A 13,595-nucleotide genomic window follows, 5' to 3' on the forward strand; every position below is an offset into this window, starting at 1 on the left:
TATCACGTGGACGAACTGAGCAAAACCCTGTGTAGCAGCGGCTACGCAAAAGATAACGGCGTTTTATTTTATCACGATGCGGTCTATATCCGTGATGACACCCCGGCACTCGCGCTGCTGGAAGTGCGTCGGGTGCTGGGACGCGCGTTTGTCCCGGTCACCCTGACGCCGGAAGCCTTCGATGAAATGCTGGCCAGGATCTGGCAGCAGAGCAGCGGGGTGTCCCAGCAACTGGTGGACGATATGGACGCCGATATCGATCTGATGGCGTTAACCGAGGAGATCCCGGACAACGAAGATCTGCTCGATAACGATGAAAACTCGCCGGTGATCCGCCTGATCAACGCCATTCTCGGCGAGGCGGTAAAAGAGGGCGCGTCGGATATTCATATTGAAACCTTCGAGCGTACGCTGAGCATTCGCTTTCGCGTCGACGGCGTGCTGCGACCGGTGTTGCAGCCCGCGCGTAAGCTCGCGCCGCTGCTGGTTTCGCGTATCAAGGTGATGTCCCGGCTGGATATCGCGGAGAAACGTCTGCCGCAGGATGGCCGTATTTCCCTGCGCATTGGCCGTAAGGCGGTCGACGTGCGCGTATCGACCATTCCGTCCCAGTATGGTGAACGCGTGGTCATGCGTCTGCTCGATAAAAGCAATCTCAAGCCTGATATCAACAAGCTTGGGCTGATTGATGAAGAACGGGAGAAGTTACAAGGGCTGATTGACCGTCCGCACGGCATTATCCTGGTCACCGGGCCAACGGGTTCCGGTAAAAGTACCACCCTGTACGCGATTCTCTCGGCGCTGAACGGCCATGAGCGCAACATCCTGACCGTAGAAGATCCTATTGAATACGAGCTGGAAGGGGTGGGGCAGACGCAGGTTAACCCGCGTGTGGACATGACCTTTGCCCGCGGGCTGCGCGCGATTCTGCGCCAGGACCCGGACGTGGTGATGATCGGCGAAATCCGTGACGCCGAGACGGCACAAATTGCGGTGCAGGCGTCGCTCACCGGTCACCTGGTCATGTCTACGCTGCACACCAACAGCGCCGCCGGGGCGATAACCCGCCTGCGGGATATGGGGCTGGAGTCGTTTTTAATCGGTTCATCGTTACTGGGGGTCATTGCCCAGCGTCTGGTGCGTCGGCTGTGTCCGCACTGCCGTACCACCAGTCCGCTGGATGACAATGAAAAGGCGCTGTTCAGCTTTATGGACCAGCCGCCACACGCGATCTATCGCGCGGTGGGGTGCGAACACTGCCGCCAGAGCGGCTATCAGGGGCGCGCCGGTATTCATGAATTTCTGGTGGTCGACAGCACCCTGCGCCGCGCCATTCATGAAGATAAAGACGAAATGGCCATCGAAACCGAGCTCTTTAAGCAGGCCTACAGCCTGCGTGAGAACGGGCTGCTGAAGGTGATCGGTGGCGTCACTTCGCTGGAAGAGGTGATGCGCGTCACCGCCGAGCGCGGAGGAGATGCGTAATGGCCTTCTACGCCTGGACGGCGAGGGATACCGCGGGCAAAACCCGGCGTGGCACGTTGCAGGCTGAGGGGCAAAAGCAGGTTCGCCAGATGTTGCGCGAGCAAAAGCTGATGCCCGTCAGCATCAACGAAACCCGTGAGGTTGCGGCTGCCGGTAATGCGAACGCCGGGGCAAAACTCTCCACAGCCGGTGCTGTCGATGTTTACCCGTCAGCTGTCGACGCTCGTCAACGCTGCGCTGCCGCTGGAGAGCGCGCTGAAGGCTATCGCGAAACAGACGGAGGACAAAAAGCTCGCGGCGATGGTGGTGGACATCCGCGAGAAGGTGGTGGAAGGGCATACGCTGTTTGACGCTTTCAGCCAGTTTCCGCGCAGCTTCGACAAGCTCTACTGCACGCTGGTAATGGCCGGTGAAAAGACCGGCCATCTGGGCGACGTGCTGGAAAAGCTGGCCGAGTACAACGAGCAGCGTCAGAAGATGAAAAGTAAACTGACGCAGGCGATGGTCTACCCGATCACCCTGACCGTGGTGGCCATCGCGGTGATCGGCATTTTGCTGGTGGCGGTTGTGCCCCAGGTGATTGAGCAGTTCACCCATATGAAACAGCAGCTGCCGATCACCACCCGCACGCTGATCGCGGTGAGTGATTTCCTGCAGGTTTACGGCCTCTATATCGTCGGCAGTCTGGCAGGCGGGATGATGGGTTTTAAGGCCTGGCTTCGAAACGCTAAAAATCGTTTTCGCTGGCACGGCTGGCTGGTGAACGGTTCACCCGTCAAAAAGCTGGTCTGCGCCATCAACAGCGCCCGCTATATCCGTACCCTGAGCATTCTGCAGGCCAGTAGCGTGCCGTTGCTGGAGGGGATGTATATCGCGATGGACGGGATCGAAAACCGGTATGCCCGGCAGGTGCTGGAGCAGGCGGCGGATACCGTGCGCCAGGGTGCATCGCTTTATGCGGCTCTGGAGCAGGCGAAATTATTCCCGCCGACCATGCTGTATATGATTGCCTCCGGGGAAGAGAGTGGGGAATTAGGCCATTTAATGGACCGCGCGGCGGAAAACCAGGAATCGGCATTACAGCATCGTATTACGTTAACGCTGTCGGTATTTGAACCGGCACTGGTGGTATCTATGGCGACGATTGTTTTATTCATCGTCCTGTCAATATTACAACCGCTTCTGCAACTTAATAATATGGTAGGTTAAATCATGGCTATAAAACGCAAACACCTGGCTCGCCAGGCGGGCTTCACCTTGCTCGAATTAATGGTGGTTATTGTTATTCTCGGCGTACTCGCGAGTATGGTGGTACCCAATTTAATGGGCAATAAAGAAAAAGCGGATACCCAAAAAGCGACCAGCGATATCGTCGCGCTCGAAGGCTCGCTGGATATGTATAAGCTGGATAATCACCGCTATCCCACCACCGAGCAGGGCTTGCAGGCGCTGGTCACGAAGCCAGAGATTGCGCCCATTCCCAACGGCTACCGTGCGGACGGTTATATCCGCCGCCTGCCGCAGGACCCGTGGGGCGGGGATTATATTCTGGTCAGCCCGGGTGAACACGGTGCCGTAGACGTTTTCTCCGCAGGTCCGGATGGCGAAGCCAATACCGCCGATGATATTACAAACTGGTCTCTGGATAAGAAAGAGAAATAATGAAACGTCAACGCGGCTTTACGTTGCTGGAAATTATTCTGGCGCTGGTGATATTTGCCAGTTGCGCCATGATGGTGGTTTCAACAATACCCTCACGCAGCGGTGCGGATATATTTGGTCAGCAATTAAAAGCCCTCGTTGATTATGGTTCAGACCGGGCAGTGATGGACGGAAATATCGTGGGGTTGGTTATGACCGCGGATAAATACCGGCTGGTGACGCTCGAGGATAAAAACGGTGAACGTCACTGGGTGTCGTTATCCGCGGGGCGGATAACGACCCGGGGTGATTTCCCGCCGGAGATGCACGTCTCGCTCACGCCGCAGCGTCTCGCCGCCACGGTGACATCCGAACCGCAGGTGTTATTTCTGCCAGACGGTGAAATCAGCCGCTTTACGCTGGCGCTGCAAAGCCGCGACAACGCGCACCATTTCCGCGTGGTGTCGCAAGGCGCGGCCCCTGTAACGGTAGAAAACGATGGCTAACGGCAAGAGAAAGCAAAAGGGGATGACTCTGCTGGAGGTGATGGTCGCGCTGGTCATCTTCTCCACCGCCGCACTGGCGCTGATGAACTCGGTCTCCCTGAACGTGCGTTTCACCCACGGGCTGGCCGATACATTGCAGGCCAGCTGGGTCGCCGAAAATCAACTGGCGGAGGCGCAGCTCAACAGACGTGATTTTCCTGATGCTGAAGCGCAGGGGGCAGAGGTCATGGGCGGGCGCAGCTGGGCCTGGCGAAAGCAGCGCGTAAAAACCGCGGCTAACGTCTGGGCGAATGCCATCCGTGTCTATGCAGAAGGCGATGAAAGCCAGCCGGTTATTTCACTGCAGGTCATCGCGCCGGGAGAGGAACCGTGAAGAAAATCCGACGCCAGCGGGGATTTACCCTGCTGGAGATCATGATTGCGCTGACCATTTTTGCGGTGATCAGCACCCTGGCCTGGCAAATCCTCGACGGGGCGATGCGCACCAGTTCGGCGACGGAGGCCAGCGCGGCAAAGCTCAATCAGCTTCAGCGTGCCTGGAGCCTGATGGAGCGCGATTTCTATCAGCTTCAGGCGCGTGCGCCGCGCAACGAGCCGGATACATTTCGTCAGGGAGATGACGGCCTTGAGCTGACCACGCTGAACGGCGTGAGCGGAACCGTACAGCTGGAGCGCGTGCGCTGGCGGCTGGAAGAGGGGCGACTGTACCGGGATGTCTGGCCGGTGATTGACAGCCCGGCGGATGCCAGACCCGATGCGGTGCCGATTGTCGGCGAGGTGAAATCCCTGCAGTGGCGTTTTTACCGTCAGGGCTGGCAAAAAAGCTGGAACGACCCGGCACATCTGCCGGATGGCGTCGAGCTGACGCTGACAATGGAAAACGGGGAAACCTGGCGCTGGGTGTTTACAACGCCGGGCGATATCCCCGAGGCCGCCGCGCCAGCGCCCGCAGACGCACCTGCAGCGCCACCTGCAGCGGAAGCGACATCATGAAGGCTTTACGTAAACAGAAAGGCGTCGCGCTGCTGGTGGTACTGATCCTGCTGGTCATGATGTCGGCGCTGGCTGCCAGAATCAGCCAGCAGTTCTGCCGCAATCTGCAGAAAACCCATTACCAGGTGAGTCAGCAGCAGCTGCGCTGGGCCATGCAGGCTCAGGAGAGGGTGGTCAAAGATCGTCTGCAGAGCGACGCCAGCGGTGAGAGTAAAGCCCTTACCCTGCAGGGTGACTGGCACCAGCCGCTGGAGACCCGGGGTGACGATTACACGGTGGTCAGTCAGGTGGAAGACGCCCAGGACTGCTTCAACGTGAATAACCTGCTGGCGGCCGATGACATCGCGCAGGGGCAAAATGCGCCCGCGGTGCCGGAAAAACCGCGGAAAGAGCAGATTGTTGAGCAACTCCTGACCGGGAGTGGCCTCAGCCAGTCCACGGCGCACGAAGTTTACTCGCAGCTGGTGGACTATCTGGATGGCGATACCACCACGGCCAGCGAGGGGGCGGAGAGCGATGCCTGGGCGGGCGTGGTGCCCCCCCGGCAGCCCGCAAATCAGATGATGCGCACGATCGCTGAGATCACGCTGCTGCCGGCATTTCCGGCAACGGCATACCGGAAGGTGAGCACGCTGCTGTGTGCCTTACCGGATACCGCCAGCAAGGTGGATGTGAACACCCTGAAACCGGAACAGGCCGCCTTACTGGCCGCCATGTTCCCCGGAAAAATAACGCAAGACGATGCCGTTCGCCTGATTGAATCGCGACCTGAAACCGGCTGGGAAAATATGGAAACCTTCAGCAACGCGCTGGAGCAGGCCTTCCCGCAGGTGAAAGACGACCTTCCGCAGGTGGCCGGACAACTCTCCACCCAAAGCCGGTACTTCCGCGTTAACTATACCGGCACCACCGATGCGCTAACGCTTCGCGTGGTAAGCCAGCTTCAGGTCAATAACGAAGCCGGTGAGATCGTGACGTGGCAACGTCGTTACCGAATGATTGAATAAGAAAAGCAGATGGCTATGAAACAGGTACTTTTTGTTCGTCCCGACAGCCGTGAGGGCGGGAAAATAATGTGGTGTGCTTCCGGCAGCCAGCAGGTTGACGTTGTGGAGCGCCTTGACGCGCTGGCAGACCATCCTCTCGCGGCCCGGGTCTGTTTACTGTTGCCCGCGGGCAACATGATCTTCCGCCATTTTACGTTGCCGAAAAAAGTTGCCTCTCAGACGGCGGCGTTCTCGTGGCTGGCGGAAGAGACGCTCATTGGCGAGGTGGACAACCTTCACTGGACGGTGCTTCACAAAAAGGGGGACAACGTTGACGCGGTGGCGATTGATACCGATGTTCTGCGCGGGTGGTTAGCCCGTTGCCAGGAGGCCGGTTTGAAGGTGATTCAGGTGCTGCCGGATGCCTGGCTGCTGCCGGTGACGGCAGGAGGAAGCACGCTGGTTGCCCTGGATGACCGCTACTGGCTGCGCCTGTCGCCCCATGTCGCCAGCGAAATGGAGGCCAGCCTGCTGCCGCTGCTGATGCAAAAAACCCCAGACGGTGACGTGTGCTGTTACGGCGAACCGCCAGCCGGTGTCGGGGTGGATCTTCTGCAACCGTGGCAGCATCCGCTGGTGTTGATCCAGCCCCAGTGGCAATCCTGTCGGGTCACCCTCCTGCACGGTGAATTCAGCCCGAAGGCAGGGAAAGGCAGCGCGTCTAAAGGAATAAAAATCGCGATGGCGGCGGCGGGCCTGCTGTCTCTCGGGCTGTTGCTGGGCCCGCGGATCGCGATGGCCTGGATGCTGGTACAGCAGGAAAATCGGGTTCAGCAGGAGATCGTTCAGGTTTATCAGCACCATTTTCCCAGCATTCGCCAGCAGACCAATATCAAATACCACTTTGGTCAAAACATGAAAAAGCAGCACAAAGGGATATTCCTGCAGCTGGATGATCTTGAGCAAGCCAGGCAGGACGTACCCGCACTTGAGATCTCCCTGCTTGAGTACGATGCGCAACAAAATGCGCTGACCCTGAGCGTCAGTGCGCAAAGCCAGGCCGCGCTGCAGTCGTTTGTGGAGAAAACAGGGGAGCATTTTGATTTCACCCTACAGCCTGTTTCTACCACTGCACCTTATACCGCCATGATCGCAGGGAAATATAAATGAAAGAGCGAATCACGAAGCTAACGTCGCGTTATCAACAATACAGCATCCGGGAGAAATATATTTTAAAAACCGGTGCCGTTGCCCTCCTGGCCGCGGCTGTTTATTACGCGGGCATGATGCCACTGGATAATATGATTCAAAATAGCAAATCAACGCTGACCCGACAAAAAGAGACGCTGAACTGGATGCGCAGAGAAATAGATAAACACCACCTTCCGGTGATGATCATTAAAACGGATAACCCGCGCACGGTGGTGGAGAACAGCGCTCATGAAATTAACCTTTCCCTGACGGAGGTGCGTCAGGACGGGCAAACCTTATCGTTCGTGGTGAACCGCGTAAATGTGTATGAATTAAAAAACTGGCTGCGGGAAATCAACCAGACCTCCGGCGTCAGGCTGCAAAAAATGAACCTTACGCCGGTCGATCACCTCAGTGATGTGAAAGCAGAAGTGCAGCTCACCTGGCGCAAAACCGCATGAACACCGTTGCGCTGATGCGGGAAATCCACCCGGTGGGGTTCCCGGTGATGAGTGCGATCCTGGGCAGCATGGTGGGCAGTTTTCTGGGCGTTGTCGCCGAGCGCGTGCCGGGCATGGTGATGGAGGAGGAAGGCGCGGGCAACTTGCTGTTTCCGGCCTCTCACTGCCCGGTGTGCCAGCATGATCTTGCGGCCTGGGAGAATATCCCGCTGGTCAGCTGGCTAATATTGCGCGGGCGCTGCAGGCAGTGCGGCACGGCCATCCCGCTGCGCTTATTGATGCTCGAACTCGTCACCGCGCTCTTTTTTGGCCTCACCGCCTTGTGGATTCCGGGCGAACCGGCGTTGTTCTCACTGTGGTTGCTGGCCGCGTTTCTGCTGCCGCTGGCGATGATTGACTGGCAGCATCAGTTTCTCCCTGACTGTCTGACCCAGCCGTTGCTGTGGGCAGGACTGTTGTTACACCTCGTTGACCACACGCTACCGCTTAAGGATGCGCTGGTGGGGGCGGTGGCTGGCTACCTTTCGCTCTGGTCTCTTTACTGGGTATTTCGTCTGCTTACCGGACGAGAAGGATTAGGCTATGGCGATTTTAAACTTCTGGCGGCGTTAGGCGCCTGGTGCGGCTGGCAGGCACTGCCCACCCTGGAATTGATTGCCGCGTTAAGCGGTATTGTCGGATATTTCGCGACAACACATGCGAATAAAAATAACCGCGTTATTTCTTTCGGTCCTTATTTAGCTTTTGCCGGCATGACGGTTTTTGTTTATCAGGTTGCCTGTCCCACATTCTGAATACACCGGTCAAGTTTTTTTAGCGATTTTTTCGATTGGGGAATGAAAGGAATACAATATTTATTCAGCGTATCGTTAAAGACATAAGCTTCACAGAATTCGAGCTTGTATCTTTTAATGGAGGAATACAGCGCGCCACAGAAATAGCGGTTAACGATTATTGCTTAAGTTGAAATTCAAAGTCTGTAAAAAACTATTCCATGTTTTAAAGGAAGACATGGGTCATTAACGTTTACAAATAAATTTATCAGGAAATAAAAATGAAATTTATGAAGCCTAAATATCTGGCGCTTTTCGTTGCAGCGGCGTCCAGCTCTGCCTTCGCGGCGGCGCCAGGTACGCCAACCCTCAGCAGTGGCAATGATAAGTTTGCGATTGTTGAAGTTGACCAGGCAGCGCAAGACTATAACAGCCTTGTGAAAGTCCATGATGGCGCGGATGTGAAAGTTGAGTGGAACGTCTGGAGCGGCGATGCGCCAACCTCGGCGAAAGTGCTTCTGGATGGTCAGGCCGTGTGGAGTGGTGCCGCAAGCGCCTCCGGGTCAGCCACCTTCAAAGTGAAAAAGGGCGGACGCTATCAGGAGCAGGTTGAACTCTGTAACGCCAGCGGGTGTTCTAAAAGTGCCAGCAAACTGATCATCGTGGCGGACACGGACGGGAGCCATCTGCTGCCGCTGAACACCACCCTGAAGGAAAATAACAAAACTTTCTCTCAACATACGGACAAAGTGGTGGGTGCCTATTTCCCTGAGTGGGGCGTCTATGGGCGTGAGTTCCCGGTGGATAAAATCCCTGCGGCGAACCTGAATCACATTTTGTACGGTTTCATTCCGATCTGTGGTGGTGATGGCATCAACGACGGGTTAAAAACGGTTGAGAACGGCAACAGCTTCGCCGCGCTGCAGCGCGCCTGTGCGGGCCGTCAGGATTACACCGTGGCCATTCACGATCCGTGGGCGGCATTGCAAAAACCGCAGGCTGGCGTGACCAACTGGGACGACCCCTACAAAGGTAACTTTGGTCAGTTGATGGCGCTGAAAAAAGCCCATCCGGATCTGAAAGTGCTGCCTTCCATTGGCGGCTGGACGATGTCCGATCCGTTCTTCCAGATGCATGATTCCGCGATCCGCGCGCGCTTCGTCTCTTCCGTGAAAGAGTTCCTGAAAACCTGGAAATTCTTCGACGGGGTCGATATTGACTGGGAATTCCCGGGGGGAGGTGGCGTGTCGGAAAATCTTGGCAACCCTGCTCAGGACAAAGCCACCTATACCGCGGTGATGCACGATCTGCGCGCGATGCTGAACGAGCTGTCAGCAGAAACGGGCCGTACGTACGAACTGACCACCGCCATTGGTTCCGGTAAAGACAAAATTGAAGACGTGGATTACACCACGGCGCAGCAGTACCTCGACCACATCTTCCTGATGAGCTACGACTTCTACGGCGGCTGGAGCAACACTGATCTCGGCCACCAGGCGGCGCTGCACGGCGCGGAGTGGAAACCGGACACCAACTACACCACTGAAAACGGCGTGAACGCGCTGCTGGAGCAGGGCGTGCAGCCGGGCAAGATTGTTGTGGGGGCGGGCATGTACGGTCGCGGCTGGACCGGCGTTCATGGCTACACCGGCGACAATCCGTTCACCGGTACGGCAACGGGCGCGGTCAAAGGCACCTGGGAACCGGGCGTGGTTGACTACCGTCAGATTGCGAACGAGTACAAAGGCAAGCCAGGCTGGGAATACAAATACGATGCCGCGGCAGAAGCGCCGTATCTGTTCAATAAAGCCACCGGCGACCTGATTACCTATGAAGACGCGCGTTCTACCACGGCAAAAGGTAAGTATGTGCTGGCGAAAAACCTGGGCGGTCTGTTCTCCTGGTCCATCGACTCGGACAATGGCGACATCCTTAATGCGATGAACGAAAGCCTGTTGGGCGGCGGTTCAACGCCGGTTGATCCCGTTGTCACCAACCATGCGCCGATCGCTGCGGCTGCCGATCAGACCGTGACCGGGCCTGTTACCGTCACCCTCGATGGCTCTGCGTCTGGCGATCCGGACGGCGACGCCATTACCTATAAGTGGACCCAGATTTCCGGTCCAGCCGTAACCCTTACCAACAGCACGAAAGCCAAAGCCTCCTTCGGCGCGGCGGCAGTGACTCAGAACCAGACGCTCTCCTTCCGCCTGACGGTGAAAGATGCGAAAGGCCTGACGAATGCCATTGATGTTCAGGTCGTGAACAAAGCACCTAAAGCGAACCAGGCACCGGTGGTCAACCCGATGGAAAGCATCACGCTGCAGGCGGGTGAAACCTATGCCCTGCATGCGCAGGCTGCCGATCCGGATGGTGACGCGCTGACCTATGCCTGGAGCGTGCCGGCGGACATGAACGCAACCGGAACTGACACCGCGAACGTGAATATCACCGCACCGGCTGTCGCTTCCGATTCCACCTACACCCTGAGCGTGGTGGTCAGCGACGGTAAAACCAGCGTTCAATCGAACGTGCAGGTTATTGTCACGCCAAAAGCAGCCGATGAGGTCACGCCGCCATCTGACGAGGTGACACCACCAGCCGATGAGGTCACGCCACCTTCTGATGAAGGCTCTGCCACCGGCAGCTGTGATGCACCTGTTGATGCCAGTGCCAGCCAGTACCCGGCCTGGAGTGCGAGCAAAATCTACAACAGTGGTGACACCGTGAGCGCCGACAACCTGGTGTGGAAAGCGAAGTACTGGACACAGGGCAATAAACCCGGCTTTGACGCGGATGCGTGGGAGCTGGTCAGCCAGGTGAAGATGAACTGGCGTTCAGATGTGGTTTACAACGGTGGCGATACGACCACCTACCAGGGGTATGTCTACCGTGCGAAATGGTGGACCCGTGGTGATAAACCAGGTAACAGCGATGTATGGGTGAAAGAAGGCGCGTCAGCAGACTGCAAATAACCTTCTTAGCCTGAGGTTGCGGGTTTGATATCGCCTGCAATCGTTGACCACACCCCGTTTCGGGTGTGGTCAACCCCTTCCGGAATAAGACAGCGTGCGCAAGGAGAAGGATCGTCAGTAAATAAACAGGTAATGAGATGAAACGCTTTTTATTGTTATTGCTTATTTTAAGTCAGAGTGCGACAGCAAATTGCTGGGATAAAGCGGCGCATTATTATCATGTCGATCCGTATTTATTATATGCCATTGCGCAGGTGGAATCCGGTATGAATCCGAATGCCGTGGGGTGGAATCAGGATGGCTCGCGGGATGTGGGATTAATGCAGATTAACAGCACGCATTTCAGCGAACTGCAGCGCCAGGGCATTGACGAGAACCGGCTTGTGACCGAGCCCTGCACCTCCATTATGGTGGGCGCGTCAATACTGTCGACGATGATCAACGTATATGGCTATAACTGGGAAGCCGTCGGGGCTTATAACGCGGGAGTGAAAAAAGAGAATTATTCAAAGCGTATGAATTATGCCCGCAAGGTCTGGGCGAAATATCAGGAGATAAAACCTCGTTCCTCTTATTAATTCTGCTTTTTGTTTTTTGAAGCGTACCCAGAGGTGCGCTTCAGAAAATGAAAAATTACCGCACTCTTTGGTTTATTTATTAAGGGAATAATACATAAACCGTGATTGCATTAACCCTTGTTGCTATATATAGGATGAGTTGAAATGACCAAAAGGACCTTACTGAGCGTGCTCGTTGCGGGTGCATGCATTGCGCCTTTCATGGCACAGGCTGCGACGCTGCAGGCAACCACCAGCGAGCCGTTCACCCTGAAAGCCAGCGATCTGGCGAAGAAAGAACAGGAACTGACTAACTTTCCACTGATGGCGTCGGTTAAAGACACCATTCGTACGCTGGATAATGCCCAGGTTGAGCTGATTGAGCCAGGCCGTGCAGCGAACCCGGATAACGTCAAACGCGTTGAAGGCATTGTGAAGGCCAGCGACTGGGAATACCTTTTCCCGATGCGAGCACAGTCCTACACCTACAGTAACTTCCTGAAAGCGGTGGGCAAATTCCCGGCGCTGTGTAAGACCTACAACGACGGCCGTGACAGCGACGCCATCTGCCGTAAAGAGCTGGCCACCATGTTTGCCCACTTCGCACAGGAAACCGGCGGCCACGAAAGCTGGCGTCCGGAAGCCGAATGGCGTCAGGCGCTGGTTCACGTTCGCGAAATGGGCTGGACCGAAGGGCAGAAAGGCGGTTACAACGGCGAATGTAATCCTGATATCTGGCAGGGACAAACCTGGCCGTGCGGCAAAGACAAAGACGGCGATTTCGTGAGTTACTTTGGCCGTGGGGCAAAACAGCTGTCTTATAACTGCAACTACGGTCCGTTCTCTGAAGCGATGTTCGGCACTGTCCGCACGCTGCTCGACAAGCCGGAGCTGGTGGCTGACACCTGGCTGAACCTGGCAAGCGCCATCTTCTTCTTCGCCTACCCGCAGCCGCCGAAACCGAGCATGCTGCAGGTTATCGACGGCACCTGGCAGCCAAACGATCATGACAAAGCCAACGGCCTGGTTCCGGGCTTCGGCGTGACCACCCAGATCATTAACGGTGGCGTAGAGTGTGGTGGCCCGACTGAGATTGCCCAGTCTGAAAACCGTATCAAGTACTACAAAGAGTTTGCGAAGTACCTGAAAGTGCCTGTTCCGGCAAATGAAGTGCTCGGCTGTGCCAACATGAAGCAGTTCGATGAAGGCGGCTCCGGTGCGCTGAAGATTTACTGGGAGCAGGACTGGGGATGGAGTGCCGATACGCCAGACGGTAAAACGTATTCCTGCCAGCTGGTCGGTTATCAGACGCCGTTCAGCGCCTTTAAAGAAGGTGACTACACGAACTGCGTGAAGAAATTCTATAACGTCAACATTATCAACGATGACGGTTCCGCCGTGACGCCGGACGAGCATCCGGTCACTCCGGCACCGACGCCATCGGAAGATGAAACCCCGGCACCGGCACCGGTTCCGGACGAAACGCCGGCAGAACCGACCGTGGTGAACCACGCCCCGGTCGCGCAGATTGCGGGCCCAATCGGTGCGGTGGAAGCGGGCGCGCAGGTATCCCTGAGCGCAGAAGGATCCACTGACCAGGACGGCAACACGCTGACCTACACCTGGCGTTCACAGGATGGCCAGACGGTCACCGGTGAAGACAAGGCGGTGGTGACCTTTACCGCGCCCGAGTCTGCGACGGCTCAACAGTACGAAGTCAGCCTGACCGTGAGCGATGGTGAGCTGAGCAGCACCACCTCCTATCTGCTGAACGTTAAAGCGAAAGCCACGACGCCGTCTGAAAACGACGGTACCTCAGGTGCTTACGCCGCGTGGAGCGCGAACAGCAAGTACAAGGCAGGCGATATCGTGAATAACCACGGTAAACTGTTCCAGTGCAAACCGTTCCCGTACAGCGGCTGGTGTAACAATGCCCCGGCGTACTACGAGCCAGGCGCGGGTCTGGCGTGGTCAGACGCCTGGACGGCGCTGTAAAACAAAACGGCAACCTTCGGGTTGCCGTTTTC

The 13,595-nt window shown here is 56.6% G+C and carries 12 protein-coding genes and 1 pseudogene; all 13 read left to right on the forward strand.

Going from position 1 to position 13,595, the window contains the following annotated elements:
• Positions 1-6: 6 nt before the first annotated feature.
• The 13 genes and pseudogenes from gspE to AM379_RS15645 all read left to right on the forward strand — a co-directional run bounded on the left by gspE (position 7) and on the right by AM379_RS15645 (position 13,563).
• A complete protein-coding gene (gene gspE, locus AM379_RS15585; RefSeq protein WP_059306520.1) occupies positions 7-1,485 on the forward strand; it encodes a type II secretion system ATPase GspE in 1,479 nt (492 codons plus the stop codon).
• Positions 1,485-2,694 (forward strand): annotated as a pseudogene (gene gspF, locus AM379_RS15590) (type II secretion system inner membrane protein GspF). The gene gspE and the pseudogene gspF overlap by 1 nt, the downstream one beginning before the upstream one ends.
• A 3-nt stretch (positions 2,695-2,697) precedes the next feature.
• Positions 2,698-3,147 carry a type II secretion system major pseudopilin GspG gene (gene gspG / locus AM379_RS15595; RefSeq protein WP_014169334.1) on the forward strand — a complete coding sequence of 150 codons (450 nt, stop codon included), beginning with the start codon at positions 2,698-2,700 and terminating at the stop codon, positions 3,145-3,147.
• The gene (gene gspH, locus AM379_RS15600) at positions 3,147-3,632 is read left to right on the forward strand and encodes a type II secretion system minor pseudopilin GspH (protein WP_014169335.1); all 486 of its coding nucleotides are present in this window, start codon (positions 3,147-3,149) and stop codon (positions 3,630-3,632) included. The genes gspG and gspH overlap by 1 nt, the downstream gene beginning before the upstream one ends.
• Entirely contained in the window at positions 3,625-4,005 is a 381-nt protein-coding gene (gene gspI, locus AM379_RS15605) for a type II secretion system minor pseudopilin GspI (protein ID WP_063925214.1), read from the forward strand. The genes gspH and gspI overlap by 8 nt, the downstream gene beginning before the upstream one ends.
• Positions 4,002-4,625 carry a type II secretion system minor pseudopilin GspJ gene (gene gspJ / locus AM379_RS15610; RefSeq protein ID WP_020884854.1) on the forward strand — a complete coding sequence of 208 codons (624 nt, stop codon included), beginning with the start codon at positions 4,002-4,004 and terminating at the stop codon, positions 4,623-4,625. The genes gspI and gspJ overlap by 4 nt, the downstream gene beginning before the upstream one ends.
• Entirely contained in the window at positions 4,622-5,632 is a 1,011-nt protein-coding gene (gspK, locus tag AM379_RS15615) for a type II secretion system minor pseudopilin GspK (RefSeq protein ID WP_106503886.1), read from the forward strand. Before gspJ ends, gspK begins: the two co-directional genes overlap by 4 nt.
• Positions 5,633-5,647: 15 nt before the next feature.
• Positions 5,648-6,781, forward strand: a complete 1,134-nt coding sequence (gene gspL / locus AM379_RS15620; protein ID WP_063925468.1) for a type II secretion system protein GspL — start codon at positions 5,648-5,650, stop codon at positions 6,779-6,781.
• Positions 6,778-7,263: a type II secretion system protein GspM gene (gene gspM, locus AM379_RS15625; protein WP_020884851.1), complete on the forward strand. Its 486-nt coding sequence runs from the start codon at positions 6,778-6,780 to the stop codon at positions 7,261-7,263. Before gspL ends, gspM begins: the two co-directional genes overlap by 4 nt.
• Positions 7,260-8,057: a prepilin peptidase gene (locus AM379_RS15630; RefSeq protein ID WP_106503887.1), complete on the forward strand. Its 798-nt coding sequence runs from the start codon at positions 7,260-7,262 to the stop codon at positions 8,055-8,057. The genes gspM and AM379_RS15630 overlap by 4 nt, the downstream gene beginning before the upstream one ends.
• Before the next feature lie 260 nt (positions 8,058-8,317).
• The gene (locus AM379_RS15635; protein WP_106503888.1) at positions 8,318-11,011 is read left to right on the forward strand and encodes a glycosyl hydrolase family 18 protein; all 2,694 of its coding nucleotides are present in this window, start codon (positions 8,318-8,320) and stop codon (positions 11,009-11,011) included.
• A 137-nt stretch (positions 11,012-11,148) separates the two neighbouring features.
• Positions 11,149-11,589, forward strand: a complete 441-nt coding sequence (gene iagB, locus AM379_RS15640; RefSeq protein WP_014169343.1) for a type III secretion system invasion protein IagB — start codon at positions 11,149-11,151, stop codon at positions 11,587-11,589.
• 144 nt (positions 11,590-11,733) lie between these two features.
• Positions 11,734-13,563, forward strand: a complete 1,830-nt coding sequence (locus AM379_RS15645; RefSeq protein WP_106503889.1) for a chitinase — start codon at positions 11,734-11,736, stop codon at positions 13,561-13,563.
• Positions 13,564-13,595 lie beyond the last annotated feature (32 nt).

Origin of the sequence: Enterobacter cloacae complex sp. FDA-CDC-AR_0132, assembly GCF_003010695.1 — a bacterium.
Classification (GTDB): domain Bacteria; phylum Pseudomonadota; class Gammaproteobacteria; order Enterobacterales; family Enterobacteriaceae; genus Enterobacter; species Enterobacter ludwigii.

What these genes read in the sequence shown, in the direction of transcription:
- AM379_RS15645 (WP_106503889.1), top strand. Translation starts at nt 11,734, where the DNA reads ATGACCAAAAGGACCTTACTGAGCGTGCTCGTTGCGGGTGCATGCATT.
- gspM (WP_020884851.1), top strand. Translation starts at nt 6,778, where the DNA reads ATGAAAGAGCGAATCACGAAGCTAACGTCGCGTTATCAACAATACAGC.
- gspG (WP_014169334.1), top strand. Translation starts at nt 2,698, where the DNA reads ATGGCTATAAAACGCAAACACCTGGCTCGCCAGGCGGGCTTCACCTTG.
- iagB (WP_014169343.1), top strand. Translation starts at nt 11,149, where the DNA reads ATGAAACGCTTTTTATTGTTATTGCTTATTTTAAGTCAGAGTGCGACA.
- gspK (WP_106503886.1), top strand. Translation starts at nt 4,622, where the DNA reads ATGAAGGCTTTACGTAAACAGAAAGGCGTCGCGCTGCTGGTGGTACTG.
- gspL (WP_063925468.1), top strand. Translation starts at nt 5,648, where the DNA reads ATGAAACAGGTACTTTTTGTTCGTCCCGACAGCCGTGAGGGCGGGAAA.
- gspI (WP_063925214.1), top strand. Translation starts at nt 3,625, where the DNA reads ATGGCTAACGGCAAGAGAAAGCAAAAGGGGATGACTCTGCTGGAGGTG.
- AM379_RS15635 (WP_106503888.1), top strand. Translation starts at nt 8,318, where the DNA reads ATGAAATTTATGAAGCCTAAATATCTGGCGCTTTTCGTTGCAGCGGCG.
- AM379_RS15630 (WP_106503887.1), top strand. Translation starts at nt 7,260, where the DNA reads ATGAACACCGTTGCGCTGATGCGGGAAATCCACCCGGTGGGGTTCCCG.
- gspH (WP_014169335.1), top strand. Translation starts at nt 3,147, where the DNA reads ATGAAACGTCAACGCGGCTTTACGTTGCTGGAAATTATTCTGGCGCTG.